This is a genomic window from Paenibacillus sp. E222, assembly GCF_013401555.1.
In the GTDB taxonomy this organism is placed as follows: Bacteria; Bacillota; Bacilli; order Paenibacillales; family Paenibacillaceae; genus Paenibacillus.
This window is the reverse complement of sequence record NZ_CP058552.1, coordinates 1635081-1649396: the sequence shown is the minus strand read 5'-3', so window position 1 is coordinate 1649396 and position 14316 is coordinate 1635081. Positions and strand designations below refer to the sequence as shown.

Here is a 14316-nt window from a genome sequence, read left to right as displayed (position 1 = left end):
TTTCCTGCTAGATGTGTAACAAACTACAATGCTGAGTGGTGAGGTAATGAGCGTCACTTTCGACGAAAAGCAGCCAATTTTTCAACAAGTAGCAGATATCATTGAGGACGATATTCTCAACGGAACTTACCGAGAGGACGAGCAAATTCTTTCCGTTGCTCAGTTTTCTCAGCTCTTTCAAATCAATCCAGCGACTGTTGTGAAGGGAATTGGCCTGCTCGTAAATGAAGAAATATTGTATAAAAAAAGAGGGCTTGGCATGTATGTCTCGTCTGATGCCAAACAAAAGATTAAGAATAAGCGAAGAAATCGTTTTTATAAGGAATTGCTGTCCAATCTCATTTGTGAAGCTGACAAACTTGAACTGGCAACCGAGGATATCATTGAGATGATTAAACAATTAAGGAAGGAATGAATTCATTGTGAGCATCTTGGTGAGTTGCGACAAATTGAATAAGAAATATGGTCGAACCTACGCATTACGGGATCTGGATATACAGCTCGAGGAAAACGTTATTTATGGCTTGCTCGGACGAAACGGCGCAGGCAAAACAACCTTGCTAAACATCATAGCAGGTGGACTCTTCGCGAATGACGGCACCATTGAGATAAGAGGTAAAAAGTTGGGTAAAGGAGCCCTACCGGAAGATTGCTGTTTCGTACGGGAGAATAACAAGCTATTTGGCGGAGCTCGATTGATTGAGATTTTGCAGTTCGCTGCAAATTTCTATCCCAATTGGGACTGGACGTTTGCTCATAAGCTTCTTCAAACGTTTGAGCTTGATCCCAACAGAAAAATCAAACAACTCTCAAGAGGCACAGAATCACTCGTAGGAAACATCATCGGTCTGTCTAGCCGATCGTCGTTGACATTATTTGACGAACCGTTGCTTGGACTTGATGTATTGATGCGGGAAAGGTTTTACAAGGAGCTTTTGGAGGATTACGCCAATCATCCTCGTACGATTTTACTTTCTACGCATTTGATTGATGAAATCGCCCCAATCGCAGAAAGAGTCTATATCATTGATGAGGGCTCTCTCCTGCTTCATGACGAGATGAATCGGATACGGATGGCAGCTTATTTGATTCGTGGAAATTCAGATGCCGTAGCTTTGTTCACAAAAGGAAAGCGAGTATTACATACAGAATCTTACGGCCACGGAAAGCTTGCCGCCATCTACGAAAAATTTAACGATGAGGACAGGCTTCAGGCACGCAAACTAGACATAACTATTGAAAATTTGACGCTTCAGAAGTTTTTTTCGTATTTGATCGAAGGAGGTCGTTAAATTGGGTGCATTGACCGTTCATTTAAAGGCGACCTATTTGCAAATGAGGATTTATATATGGATGGTCATTACTTTAATCCTCCTTGGCAGGTTGGCGGAATTCATTGTTGGCCTCTTTATAGACAGCAGTCAAAACACAGGAATCGCGGATGGCAACCTGCTGCTGCTTATTTTGCTCATTTTCGCAATCGCACTTCCGCTTAGCTATTACAACCGCATCGTACATTTAGGAGCAAGCCGGAAACAATATTTTTTCGGGCTTCAATTCGTTTATACCGTGTGGGCAGTGGCCATCGCTTTATTCAATTCTTTATGGTCTATGCTTGAAGTGAATGTACTCCATAAAAACACCGTAAATCTTATTGAAGCGTTTCATTGGAATGAATTTGGCGTTGTAGGTTCTTTCCTCTATCAAACCATTTTTTATTTGATGACGATGGCGCTCCTAAGCATGCTGATCTCCGGCTACCACCACCTTGTTGGTTGGCTGCTGTGGGTGCTATTCATTGTGGCGATTCCAACCGGAACAGCGATTCCTGCGCTACGCGTTCATGTTGTTTCTTTTTTTGAAGCATTGTTATTCAACAGCTCACTACTCAAGGGTGTTGGATTTAATCTTGTGCTTTTCATCGTGTTCGTGGCCGGTGGTTGGTTTTTCACAAAGGGGAGAACATACTAAACTACCTGGGAAGAAGCTTAGGTTACAATAATGACATCGACAGATTTCCTGTTTAGCTCGTATAATAGGGGGAAATTGGTAGATAGGAGTGAATCAAGCGAAGTTATGGTATACATACTGGCTTTTATGCTGTCTTTTGCTGTCGTGGTTCTGCTTATTCCGCCGCTTGGTCGACTGGCACATCGGCTGGATTTTGTGGACAAGCCCCGAGAAGATGTGGAGCGTAAGCTGCACAGGCAGCCCATCCCACTGACGGCAAGTTACGCGATATTTACTGGATTCTTCCTGACATACATTGCTCTTACGAAAGAAATTTCATGGGAAACGGCGGCCCTGGTCGCCGGCGGAATGCTTCTATTAACGATTGGTACAGTCGATGACTGGTACAAAACGAAAGGTAAAGATTTTCCTGCCTTGCCCAAGATGCTCGTACAGGTCTCTGCCGCAGTGCTCGTATTTACTTCTGGCATTGCGTTCAACGGATTTGTGAATCCCTTCAACGCGGAATATGTCATGCTTCCGATCTGGCTGCAATTCATTTTGACGATCCTGTGGATCTTCGGTGTAACGACAGTCATTAACTTCACGGACGGCATGGACGGACTGGCTGGCGGATTATCGGCCATCTCGGCTATTACCTTGTTCATCGTGGCCTTGGCCAAAGGTCAAAGTGATTCTGCACTCATGTCGATCATTCTGGTCGGGGTAACCCTCGGTTATCTGAAATATAATAAAGCTCCCGCCAAGGTGTTCATGGGCGACGCAGGAGCGACGTTTCTCGGCTTCATCCTGGCGGTCATCGCCCTGGATGGTGCTTTCAAACAAGCGACCATGTTGTCTATTTTCATCCCGATTCTGGCGCTCGGTGTGCCGATCTTCGACAACATTTTTGTGGTCATCAAACGCTTCATTCAAGGCAAAGCGATCTACCAAGCCGATGCGAGTCAGGCTCATTATCGACTATTGCGTGCTGGTCTGAATCAAAATCAGGTGGTCGGTGTGCTATACCTCGTCAGCACCTGCCTCTGTCTGTCCTCCATCATTCTGATGCTGGTGGAGCTGTAATATTAGAAACAAACGTTTCAACAAAAGGTGCAAAAAAGAGACGAGCCTACTGATCCTGTGGCTCGTCTCTTTGCTATGCCGCTGATGAATCGAACTAACATTATAAGAGGGTAACAGCTACCATGTCGTACACAAGCCTCTGCAAACGCCCCATACCCTTCCGATACTCGCCCCTGCCTGCACCTGCACCTTATATTCGCTATTTATCTGGAGGCTACAGGTGGTAGCGGGACCACAGGTTGCTGCCCATCAGACCATCCCGGTCGATCCAGTTCGAGCAGACGGCGATAACGCTCTTCCCGGGCCAGCAATTGTGCGTGAGAACCCTGCATGGTGATCTGTCCATTTTCCATAAAAATAAGTTCGTCCATCCGTTCCGCTCCCATCAGGTGATGGGTGACCCAGATCATTGTTTTGCCCTGCATGCTGTCCAGAATGGTTCGCATCAGCGCTCGTTCCGTCACAGGATCAAGTCCTACCGTCGGTTCATCGAAAATAACGACAGGTGTTTCGCGAAGAAGCACCCGGGCTAATGCAATTCGCTGTCTTTCTCCACCAGAGAAACGAAGTCCTGTCTCCAGCATCGGGGTATGATAACCCTGCGGCAAAGATTCAATGAGATCGGATAAACCTACTTGCGCAGCCACTCGCTGGATTTCTTCGTCTGTGGCATTCGGACGGCCGATCCGCAGATTGTTGGCTACCGTAGTATCGAATAGATGTGGACTTTGGTTCAGCACCGCAATGACATCCGTTATATTTTCACCCATCGTTTGTACCGGAAGATCATTGATGAATACATTCCCGGCGGATGGGAGTAACGCTCCCTGAATGAGCTTCATGAGGGTTGATTTCCCACCGCCGCTGCGACCGAGTACAGCCAAGCGTTTACCCTGAGGAAGATGTAGGGACACCTCCTGCACCGCATACGGAGCATCAGGCGTATAACGATAACTCACCTGATCGATCTGAATGTCGGCTCGCAGCCTGGGCGGAATGCGCAGGCGGATACGTCGGTCCGAAGCTTTTTCCTTACGTTCCAGAGAACCCCGCTGTTGTCCAGCTACCAAATTGCTGCCTGATACACCTAAGTTCATGTCCTCTTTGGCTCCAGCCGCTGCATTCGCTTCTTCGGTTCCAGACTGTTCTGGTTTAATCTCTCCACCTTCCAAGTTCTGCAAGCGTTCCAGCGATTCACGATACTGCGGGATATGCTCCACCGCATCTCCTACGGGCAGCAGCGCTTCCGTGAGTGGAAACAACACCAGCACAAATGCTGCAATCATAACCGCAGGCAGCTGTCCGGCAGAAGCCGCACTTCCCGCCCATAAGGTCACGGATACCACCATTAGTCCAATCACGCACTGCGCAACCAGATCACGCCAGCGCGTCCATTGCCGCAAGCGAAGTCGAATCATATCTGCCTGACCTTCAGCCTCATCCTGCCGACGCATAAATTCTTCAGCTCGTCCACTCGCTATCCAATCCCCGAGGCCAAGCACACCATCGGTCAGACGAGTGTACAACTTGGCATTTTCCCGCTTCAGCCGCACCCGCAACTTCCACGTCACTCGGAGGGAAATGACAGGAAGCACAGCAACCAGAAACAGCATATACAACCCTATCCACAGTGCAAATCCCAGATCAACGCTGCCAAAGGCCACAACAGCTCCACCGTACATCATGAGAGCTGTAAACGCCGGAAATACCGTACGCAGATAAATATCCTGCAGTCTCTCTACGTCCTCTGCGAGAGCACCAAGTACGTCTCCCGTCTGCATGCGAGAGCGCAGGAACAGTGCCTGCGGCTCCAAAATCCGATACAGCTTCACACGCTGATCCGCGAGTATGCGCAAAACCACATCATGTCCAGCCAGACGTTCGACATACCGGAATACGGCACGGAAAATCCCAAATGCACGAACACCCACGATAGGTACATATACCATCAAAATATTTTCAGGACGGAGCGCTGACTTGGAGATCAGAAACCCGGAGGTGAAGAGCAGCAAAACGGCACATAGCGTAGCGCATATCCCCAGCGCAATGACTGCCACGAGTCTCCAGCGGTACTGTGCCACGTACGGAGTGATCCAGCTATTCTTTTGGCTCCCGCTCCGGGCTGTTTCTGTCTGCTCGTATCCGGCTTTCATCTTACACCGCCTCCATCTGGGCCTGAATCATCTGGTAATATACGCCTTGTCGGGCCAACAATTCCTCATGTGTTCCTGTCTCTGCAACCGTGCCGCCATCCATCACAATAATGCGATCCATATGGGGCATCCAATGCAGTCGATGTGTTGCCAGAAAAACCAGCTTACCCTCAAACAGCGGTAACATGGTCTGTTTCAATTCATACTCGGTCTCCACATCCAGATGCGCAGTCGGCTCATCCAGCAGCAGGATCGGGCGCGCGCTAAGCAAGGCCCTCGCCAAAGCCACCCGCTGCTCCTGTCCTCCACTAAGCTGCCTTCCCCCGGCACCAATGAACTCCTGCATCCCGTTCGGCAACGAGGCAGCAAGCTTATGCAAACCGGCTGCGTGAATGGCGTCAGCCACCTCCGCATCCGAAGCTTCAGGAATATAGAACCGAACATTATCCGCCAAGCTGCCACTGAAAATAGTTGGATGCTGCGGAATCGCCGCCGTTTGTTGTCTCCAATCTTCCATCATCTCTGGAGATAAGGGCTGGCCGTTATATAAAATCTGACCTGAAGTAAGCTGCTGAAAACCTGCAAGTACATCAATCAGGGTTGATTTCCCTGCTCCGCTCGCTCCGATAATCCCTACTTTGCCAAGACCAGAAACCTGAAACGTCACATCATTCAGCGAGCATGGCCCGTCTTCCTGATGTCGTACCTGTACGTTGGTAAGCGCCAGTCTACTCGTCGCCTCCCAAGAGGGTTTCGATGAGGAAGCAGCCATGCCACTTCGGGCATTTACCTCACGTAAAACCACCCGTATGGTGGATGCGGACACGTCACCTTGCCCAAAAGTAGGCTCAGGCGAAGAGAATTCTCCGTTCTTTTCTGACACACCATGTATAACAGCACTCGTGTATGCTTCCTTTTGCTTACGTTCGGCCGTTTTCCCTCGCTCAATCATCTGGCTGATCGCTTCCCCGGCCTCTTTGCCATCCAGTGTGGCGTGGTAATCTGCGCCTACCATTCGTACAGGCAGAAAGTACTCCGGCGCAAGAATGAGTACGGTCAGCGCTGGTCCAAGCAGCATATGCCCTTCCGTCAGGCGCAGACCCAAACCAACCGCCACCGAAGCCACCGACAGCATGGTGAAGAAATCAAGTGCGAAGGAGGACAGAAAAGCCATACGCAGCGTAGACATCGTAGCCTTGCGATAACGCTGACTAACCCGAATGATTGTTTCTCCATGCCTGCCGCTCTGTCCCAGTGTTCTGAGTGTTTCCAGTCCACGGAGCGTATCTACGAAATGGTTCGCCAGCGCTTTGTAGGACTTGAACTGTCCATCGATCTTGCGTTGTGCAGCCAGCCCCACCAAAATCATAAACACGATCAGGATCGGCAGCGTCAGTGTCAAAACAATCCCGGACATCATATCCAGCTTGAAGACATAGAACAGAATAACGATTGGCGTTAACGCCATCCCCAGCATTCGGGGAATAAACAGTTCAAGATACGTCTTATACTGGGCTGTTCCTTCGCGTGCCAAGGTTACCAGGTGCCCTGTTCCTTCCGTTTTGGCAAAACGCGGTCCCAGCCGGAACCACTGCTCCACCATCTGTCTGCGCAGATCGTTTCCTGTCTTCTCCGCGTACCGCGAAGCGATGAGCTGCAACCAGAACGATAGGGCATAGCGGGCGGCAAAAGCGGCCAGGAACAACAGCAGTACCGAGTACTGCTCTGTTACGGGTGAACCTTCAAATAATGCCGTAATCGCTTGTGCCAGCCATTTCGCCTGCATGATAATCGTCATCGCCTGCAACAGTACAAGCGCTGAGGTCAGCGCAAGTACTGGCCGGATGCCCGGCAGCTTCAACAGCCCCCGTCCCATGTCAGTACTCCAGGTGATGGTGATCGTTCAGACGTTTGCGGAAAATGTAATAACTCCAGATCTGATAGCCGAGTACAAACGGAAGCAGCGTACAAGCCACAATCGTCATCACTTTGAGCGAATATGCACCGGATGAAGCATTGTAGACCGTCAGGTCAAACGCCGAACCCATTGAACTCACCATGACCCTTGGGAACAGACCGATAAATACGGAGGCAAACGCGATTGCAATTACAGCTCCCGTCATGCCGAAGGCCCAGGCTTCTCGTTTCTGACGCACGAAGTAAGCCGCCAGACCCAATGAAGCAGCACCCAGAACAACCATAATCCAGAGAGCCCAGCCGCGTACGGCGAACACATCGGTCATGAAGTATGTCATCACAGCGTAGATCGCGAGGATCGCGGCGAGCGGCAGCATCAGTTTTTGGGCCAAATTCAGGGCACGTTCTCTAAGATCTCCCACGGTCCGCAAGGAAGCAAACAGCAGACCATGCACCAGACACAACAACGTCACGCTCAACCCACCTACCACCGTATACGGATTGACGATGTCCAGGAAGCCGGGACGAAGCTGCATCTGCGCATCAATAGGCAGGCCTTTCATCAAGGTAGCGAAAACAACGCCGAACAAGAATGGTAGTAACGCACTGGAGACTATAATGATGATGTCCCATGTTTTGCGCCAGCGTTCATGTCTCATTTTGCTGCGGAATTCAAAGGCAACTCCGCGTCCGATCAAGGCCAGCAGCACGACGACCAGCGGCAGATAAAACCCGCTAAACAGCGTGGCATACCAGTGCGGGAAGGCTGCAAACATTGCACCCCCTGCCGTAATCAGCCATACTTCATTGCCATCCCAGAACGGACCGATCGAGTTGATCAGGGTACGACGTTCACGATCCGTTTTGCCAATCATTGCAGTAGACATGCCCACACCAAAATCAAAACCTTCCAGAAAGAAAAAACCAACAAACAAGACGGCAATCAGCAAAAACCACAACTCACTTAGTGACAACAGAATAACCCCCATCCACGCCGAACGGATCGGCCGATTCATCATGCTCCTCCGGCTTTTCGACTGCATATGGCCCTGCCTTGATTTCACGAACGAACAGGTAGACCATCACAATGCCGAGAACCGTATACGCTGCTGTAAAAGCAATGGTGGAGAACAAAATCTGGCCTGCGCTTACGTTCGGGGATACCCCGGCTGAAGTTGTCATATAACCAAATACCGTCCACGGCTGCCTTCCCACCTCTGTCATAATCCAGCCCGACGTATTAGCGATAAACGGAAGGGAAATGGCAAACACCATCAGACGCATAAACCACTTGCCTGCTCCCTCCAATTTGCGGCGCATCGCCAGGAATGTACCGTATATCGCTAGCAAAATCATCAATCCGCCCGCAGCAATCATAATGCGGAAGCTCCAGAACGTCGTCCGTACTGGTGGAATATAGTCCCCTGGTCCATACGTTTGCTCATACTCCGCTTGCAGCTCCTTCATGCCTTTGACACTGCCAGAGAACTTGCTATAGGACAGATAACTGAGCAATCCAGGGATTTTGATTTCTCTGGAATTCTCCTGTTTGTTCGGGTCGATAAAGGCTACCACGGTCCATGGTGCAGGGTCTTCCGTCGTCGTCCATGTTCCTTCACTGGCTGCCATTTTCATTGGCTGCGTCTCCACTAGATATTGCGCCTGGAAGTGACCCGAGAAGGCAACCCCCAGCGAGGAAACCAGGCCAATAATGATGGCAATGTTGAACGATTTGCGGAATATTTCCACATCCTGCTTCTTCATCAACTTGTAGGCACTAATCCCGGTTACGACGAATGCACCTGTCATCAGGGCACCAAAAATCGTATGCGGGAACTCTACCAGCAGTTGACCATTCGTAATCAGTGCAAAGAAATCATTCATCTCGGCGCGGCCATTATTAATCTCGAAGCCAACCGGATGCTGCATGAATGAATTGGCTGCCAGAATCCAGAGCGCAGACAGGAATGTGCCGACAAATACCAGCCAGATACAAGCTAGGTGCACTTTTTTGGACAAACGATCCCATCCGAAAATCCAGAGTCCAATAAAGGTAGACTCCATAAAAAACGCCAATAAGGCTTCCACAGCCAGTGGCGCACCAAATACATCCCCGACAAAACGGGAGTACTCCGACCAGTTCATGCCGAACTGGAATTCTTGCAGAATGCCTGTGACTACACCAACGGCGAAGTTAATCAGGAACAGTTTGCCCCAGAATTTGGCCATCGTTTTGTAAACTTCCTTACCCTTCACTACGTACAACGTCTCCATAATCGCTACCAGCAGCACAAGACCGATGGACAGCGGCACAAAAAAGAAATGGAAAATCGTTGTGAGCGCATATTGGATACGCGATAACATAATCGGATCCATACCGTTACCCCTTCTTTCTGTTCATATCGCAGTTTTCGTATTTGGCATTGAAGCCCCTTCTTCCGTTTCTGTCAGCCAAACACGTATTGATGAACGTATTGTGCCAGATAGACTATTTTATACATGTGACAATTATCACAAACCCTGCCATGACAGCAAAAAAAAGTGACGATGGTCACACAATAGAAAAAATTAAACCTAATCTTTGGGCTTGCCAGCTTCGTCTATTCACGGAAGATGCTCATGTTTGGGACGGAACGCCCATATGTTAGTGTCAGGCATAAAATACGCTGGCCAAAATGGGCATTACATATTGAATCAATCGATTCATTGATATCATTCAAAGCAGCGCCAATCCGATATTCATCAGATAGTGCTGCTTCAATCCATGAACGGACAAAAATGCAAATCAAGTGAGGTGATTCATCGATGGAAGAGCTGTCTCCGATCCCGGACCCGGAGCCTCATCAAGGGGTAGATGCAGAACAGCCAAGTACGGACCTGCCTGCCTTTCGTTATATTCTTTTTCCCCGGAAGGGAGGATGGTCTGCTTTTCCTTATCCAGACATCGCTGCTCTGATGGTTGCGGAAGGACCTGTCTACTATGTCAGCAGTCTGGAGCGCTCCGAGGAAATGCCTGCGAATATCACCGTCATCACGCTTCCCGAAGCAGAACAATTGCTGCAGGAGCCCCATACGGTTGCTGTGGTTGCTCATCCCTACTGGCTTACCGCCACAGCCTCGCTCCATCCGGAGCTCTGTATTGTACTTCTTCCCGAGCCGGTTGGTGAAGAAGCCGAGTCCCCCTTATGGGAGAGCTGTATTTCAAGACTGGTCGGTATCGCCGATCTGGTGGGCACTACTTCAGAAACACGCTACATGAAGCTGGTATTCCAGGGTGTACGTGCCATCTGGCTGAATGGAGAGGATTCCTCCCCTGCTGGCGTCATGCAAAAGGATAACCTCGAAGTCCCTCTCCGGGACTATGAACTGCTATTCCTGCATGCGCTGCGACAGACCCTCTCGGGTGTTCAGGATACGGTCACCCAGCTGCAATGCAGTGTGCGGGCCGACTTCTATCGTCAGCTTCGGTCCAAAGCTGGAGCGCATGAGACGATTTCCTTTTTGCTGGCAGCCTATGAATATGTGCTAGAGGATTCCAGAGCGGCCGCTTCACTCAAGGAGGCCTTCTCCCACGCGGTATTAAACGGGCGCAATGATTGTGTAAGCTCCCACTATCGATTCCTCTCCGCGATTCATGCAAGGGCCGGGGAAATCGAGAACGCGCTGCAGGTGTATGGAATCAGCGCAGGTAACGAGCAGGAACGGCACCATTATGAACAACTCTGTCGCTGGCTGGAGGCCGGGGAGGAACAGCTTGTCCGGGCAGAACTGCTGCGTCTGAATGATGATTATGGAAACGCATTGCGCATTCTGGATGAACTCGGAGGCGAAACGGCACGGCATTGGAAATTTCGTATCTTTCAGGAGACTGGACGTGTGGAAGATGCATTAGATTTGGTGCATGCAGTGGATATTCAGGATAGCCCCAGCCGACAGGATTATCGGCAATTATCAGGTCTAGCTCTGGCTCTGCGCGGAGAACGTCACGGGGCGGTGAGACAATTTCTGGAGACGGCACTGGAGGATGAAGATGTTCTTGCGCGAATCGTCGAGATGGAGCTGTTGGATCAAGCCGTCCAGCAATTGCTGGGGGAGGTGCCATGATGCTGGACCCGAAGAAGCGCAGACAACATGTGAATGGACCGATGGTGCATAAGGATATACGATCCGAAACAACTCATACTCTAACGGAAGCGCCGGAATCACCACACGCTGAGCCACTGGAAACTGGCGATAAGCATCTGGAAAATGCGCTGAGTCCGTTGGATATCCGAAGTGAAACCCATCAAAGATATAGCACAGAGCACCCAGGGGACCAGGATGCTGTAAAGCACAGAGATATAGGCCAATTCAGAGAGCCGTTTTCCGTTCGTCGCGTTCGTAAAAGTCAGGGCAATAAACTGACCGCCATGCTTCAGGTACGCAACGAGCGCGGGCGGTATCTGGAGGAGGTGCTGGACGATTTAAGTGAATTTGTGGATGAGATCGTCATTGTGGACGATGCCAGCACAGATGGAACACCCGATATATGCAGAGCCTATCCAAAGGTTGTTCGTCTGGAAGTGCTGGAGAAGCCGTTATTTGCGGAGGAATGGCGATTACGTAACGCTCTATGGCAAGCAGCAGCAGGTACCTCGCCGGATTGGCTGCTATCGGTTGATGCTGATGAGCTATACAGCACAGATGCGAAGAAAGCGATACGCGCTCTGATTAACCAGGACCATGCGGACTGGATCGCTTTCCGTTTCTACGATATGTGGGGCGGACGAACCCACTATCGGGAGGATGACCTTTGGGGGCTTCACCGACGTCATACCGCTTCCCTGGTCCGATATATGCCGGGTTACCCTTACTTTTACCCGCAGCAAAATCATCATGTGCCTCGCCTTCCCTTGCCCTGCACTGTATTGCCCGGAATCAGCACGGAATTGAAAGTCCAGCATCTTGGCTGGGCAGGAAGTCTGGAGGATCGGGTTCGGAAATATTTGCGTTATAAACGAATTGATCCACACGGCGAGTGGGGCAGCCTGGAACACTATGAATCGATTCTTGATCCGGAGCCAAGGCTGATTCCGTGGAAGGAGGAGCAGTGAGATGGGCGTGGTCAGCATATTGACACACAGCTTCACCGACGGATATAACCGGGAATTCAGCCGGGTGTTCGGGGGCGGTCTGGAGCGTTACGTCCTGGATTTGTGCAGTGTAATCCGCGGATTGGGACACATCCCCGAGGTCCATCAGTTGTCCTATTTTGAAGCTTTTCAGACTCGTACGGAACAGATCGATGTATACGGGTATGCCTACGATATGAATGATGTGCCCGAAGCTTTTGCCCGAATGGCTGCCGCAGCGCGAGGGCCTGTGATCTATGCAAGCTGCCTGTGGCAGCCCATTGCCTACAAGCCGGGCAGCCTCGGCATCTGCCACGGGATTAACTGGGATCGTCCCGCGCTGCCGCTGGGGACCAAGCAGCAAGTCGCGGAGCATATTCAACTGGCACTGGATGGACTTGTACGCATCGTGTCGGTGGATTCACATTTTCAGACCTTTTGCCGTGCTGCTTGTACGTTTGCCGATCCAGGTCAGGTCGTGCTCATTCCCAATGCAGTGGATACCTCCTACTTCACACCTGCTCCGCCAAGGCGTACGTTCGAGCATGAACAGGAAGAAGAATGGCTGGCAGCATGGAAGAAAGATCTTGCAGGCCATGAAGAGCATGCTGAAGCTGCCATCTCGGGGTTGAATGCTGCGTCATCCGTGGGGGAAAGAAACGTTGGAAACGGCATGGTGCGGGCGGACAGATCCGAGGTGACAGTAATCGCTGAAGAACTGGACTCGGCAAATATTAGACAGGGGCTAGCTGGTCGGCAGCCAAATGATCTATCGGATGATTATTTGAAGGAGCAGGATGAAGATGTAACAACTGCGATTCAAGTGAGCCCTTCGCGTCCACTGCGTATTTTATATCCGCGTCGGATCAGCATGGAACGGGGCATTATTCCGATGATGCTGGCAGCTGACCGACTGCTTGGTGCCTTTCCCGATCTGGAGGTCGAATTTGCTGGAGAGCTGGTTGAAGGCAGCACGGTGGGCCGCTCCTTCCGGTATTGGCATCGCACGCACCCCCATGCAGATCGAATCAAACATCGCACGTATGATTTTCGGGATATCCGCGAGGCCTACCATCAGGCAGATATCGCCGTGATCCCGACCGTCTTCTCGGAAGGAACGTCCTACGCTTGTCTGGAGGCGATGAGCTGTGGGCTTCCGGTTGTTGCTTCCAATGTTGGCGGACTGAATGATTTGATTCAGGATGGCTTCAACGGACTGCTGGTGCCTCCAGGGGAAGAAGCGCTGACCGCCGCGCTGGTGCGTCTCGTTCAAGATAGGGCCGAACGGGAGCGGCTGGGTATCTATGCCCGCGAGACAGCGCTGTCCTACGACATATCCCACTGGCGGCGCAGGTGGAGTTCGGTATTGGAATCTTTTTTGGCAGAAGCAGGATTAAAGGAGGGAATTCGGGGATGAGGGATACGCCAAATGCAACGGATTTCATGGAATCAAGATACATTCGGGAGGGTGATCCCAAAACGGATACATTGGTTTTTCCACTGCATCCTGCGTGGTGGAGCCGTCCGTACGAGTACGAATGGGCACGCCAGTTTGCGCAGCAGGAGGACGTCGTACTCGACGCTGCCTGTGGTATATCCCATCCATTCAAATTTTGGCTGGCAGAGCACTGCCGGGAAGTTTATGCCTGTGATTGGGATGAGCGTATTTTGTCCAGAGAAGCGATCAGGCTGGATATCGCTTCTGATTTTGGCGAGCAGGCCGCACGCGACCTGCCGGAATCGAGCCTGGACCGACTGCATCTTGCGCAGGCCAACCTGGCTCAGCTTCCGTATGAATCCGAGATGTTTGACAGCGTATTCTGTATCTCTGTGCTGGAGCATCTGGATACAGGCACGATGCTGCGGGCCTTTCGCGAATTCGCCAGGGTGCTGAAGCCAGACGGACGGTTGATCGCCACGTTTGATGTGCCCGAGATGCGTCCGGACCTGCTGGAGACCATTATGGCTGTCACCGGACTGACGATCGAGGGCAAGCTAAGCGTGAAAGAACCGGAGGATGCCATCTGGTCTGACATGTATGGCCCAGTAATCCGTTGTTTTCGTGCTGTTATTCGTAAGGAGTAATTGGGATGAATAAA

At 50.8% G+C, this 14316-nt stretch carries 12 protein-coding genes; 8 read left to right on the top strand and 4 right to left on the bottom strand.

Annotated elements, in window-relative coordinates; genetic code table 11:
* The first annotated feature begins 46 nt into the window (after positions 1-46).
* The 4 genes from HW560_RS07370 (at position 47) to HW560_RS07355 (ending at position 3036) form a co-directional block, all read left to right on the top strand.
* Positions 47-415 carry a GntR family transcriptional regulator gene (locus tag HW560_RS07370; protein ID WP_257031799.1) on the top strand — a complete coding sequence of 123 codons (369 nt, stop codon included), beginning with the start codon at positions 47-49 and terminating at the stop codon, positions 413-415.
* A 7-nt stretch (positions 416-422) separates the two neighbouring features.
* The gene (locus HW560_RS07365) at positions 423-1292 is read left to right on the top strand and encodes an ATP-binding cassette domain-containing protein (protein ID WP_179262575.1); all 870 of its coding nucleotides are present in this window, start codon (positions 423-425) and stop codon (positions 1290-1292) included.
* Between the two features lies 1 nt (position 1293).
* Complete coding sequence (locus HW560_RS07360) at positions 1294-1971, top strand: hypothetical protein (protein ID WP_179262573.1); 678 nt, start codon at positions 1294-1296, stop codon at positions 1969-1971.
* A gap of 105 nt (positions 1972-2076) precedes the next feature.
* Entirely contained in the window at positions 2077-3036 is a 960-nt protein-coding gene (locus HW560_RS07355; RefSeq protein WP_179265754.1) for an MraY family glycosyltransferase, read from the top strand.
* 203 nt (positions 3037-3239) lie between these two features.
* Here HW560_RS07355 and cydC read toward each other — a convergent pair whose 3' ends face one another.
* From cydC to HW560_RS07335, 4 genes are read right to left on the bottom strand one after another with little or no spacing between them, the layout of a single operon-like run.
* Entirely contained in the window at positions 3240-5189 is a 1950-nt protein-coding gene (gene cydC / locus HW560_RS07350) for a thiol reductant ABC exporter subunit CydC (protein WP_179262571.1), read from the bottom strand.
* Between the two features lies 1 nt (position 5190).
* Entirely contained in the window at positions 5191-7065 is a 1875-nt protein-coding gene (gene cydD, locus HW560_RS07345; protein ID WP_179262569.1) for a thiol reductant ABC exporter subunit CydD, read from the bottom strand.
* Between the two features lies 1 nt (position 7066).
* Entirely contained in the window at positions 7067-8083 is a 1017-nt protein-coding gene (cydB, locus tag HW560_RS07340) for a cytochrome d ubiquinol oxidase subunit II (protein ID WP_179265753.1), read from the bottom strand.
* Positions 8067-9482, bottom strand: a complete 1416-nt coding sequence (locus HW560_RS07335) for a cytochrome ubiquinol oxidase subunit I (RefSeq protein ID WP_090903253.1) — start codon at positions 9480-9482, stop codon at positions 8067-8069. The genes cydB and HW560_RS07335 overlap by 17 nt, the downstream gene beginning before the upstream one ends.
* A 429-nt stretch (positions 9483-9911) precedes the next feature.
* On the opposite strand from HW560_RS07335, the gene HW560_RS07330 reads away from it, so the two are divergent.
* The 4 genes from HW560_RS07330 to HW560_RS07315 are packed head-to-tail and all read left to right on the top strand — an operon-like array spanning position 9912 to position 14302.
* Complete coding sequence (locus HW560_RS07330; protein WP_179262567.1) at positions 9912-11210, top strand: hypothetical protein; 1299 nt, start codon at positions 9912-9914, stop codon at positions 11208-11210.
* Complete coding sequence (locus HW560_RS07325; protein ID WP_257031798.1) at positions 11207-12199, top strand: glycosyltransferase; 993 nt, start codon at positions 11207-11209, stop codon at positions 12197-12199. Before HW560_RS07330 ends, HW560_RS07325 begins: the two co-directional genes overlap by 4 nt.
* Before the next feature lies 1 nt (position 12200).
* Positions 12201-13634, top strand: a complete 1434-nt coding sequence (locus HW560_RS07320; RefSeq protein WP_090903247.1) for a glycosyltransferase family 4 protein — start codon at positions 12201-12203, stop codon at positions 13632-13634.
* Positions 13631-14302: a class I SAM-dependent methyltransferase gene (locus tag HW560_RS07315; RefSeq protein WP_090903245.1), complete on the top strand. Its 672-nt coding sequence runs from the start codon at positions 13631-13633 to the stop codon at positions 14300-14302. The genes HW560_RS07320 and HW560_RS07315 overlap by 4 nt, the downstream gene beginning before the upstream one ends.
* Positions 14303-14316 lie beyond the last annotated feature (14 nt).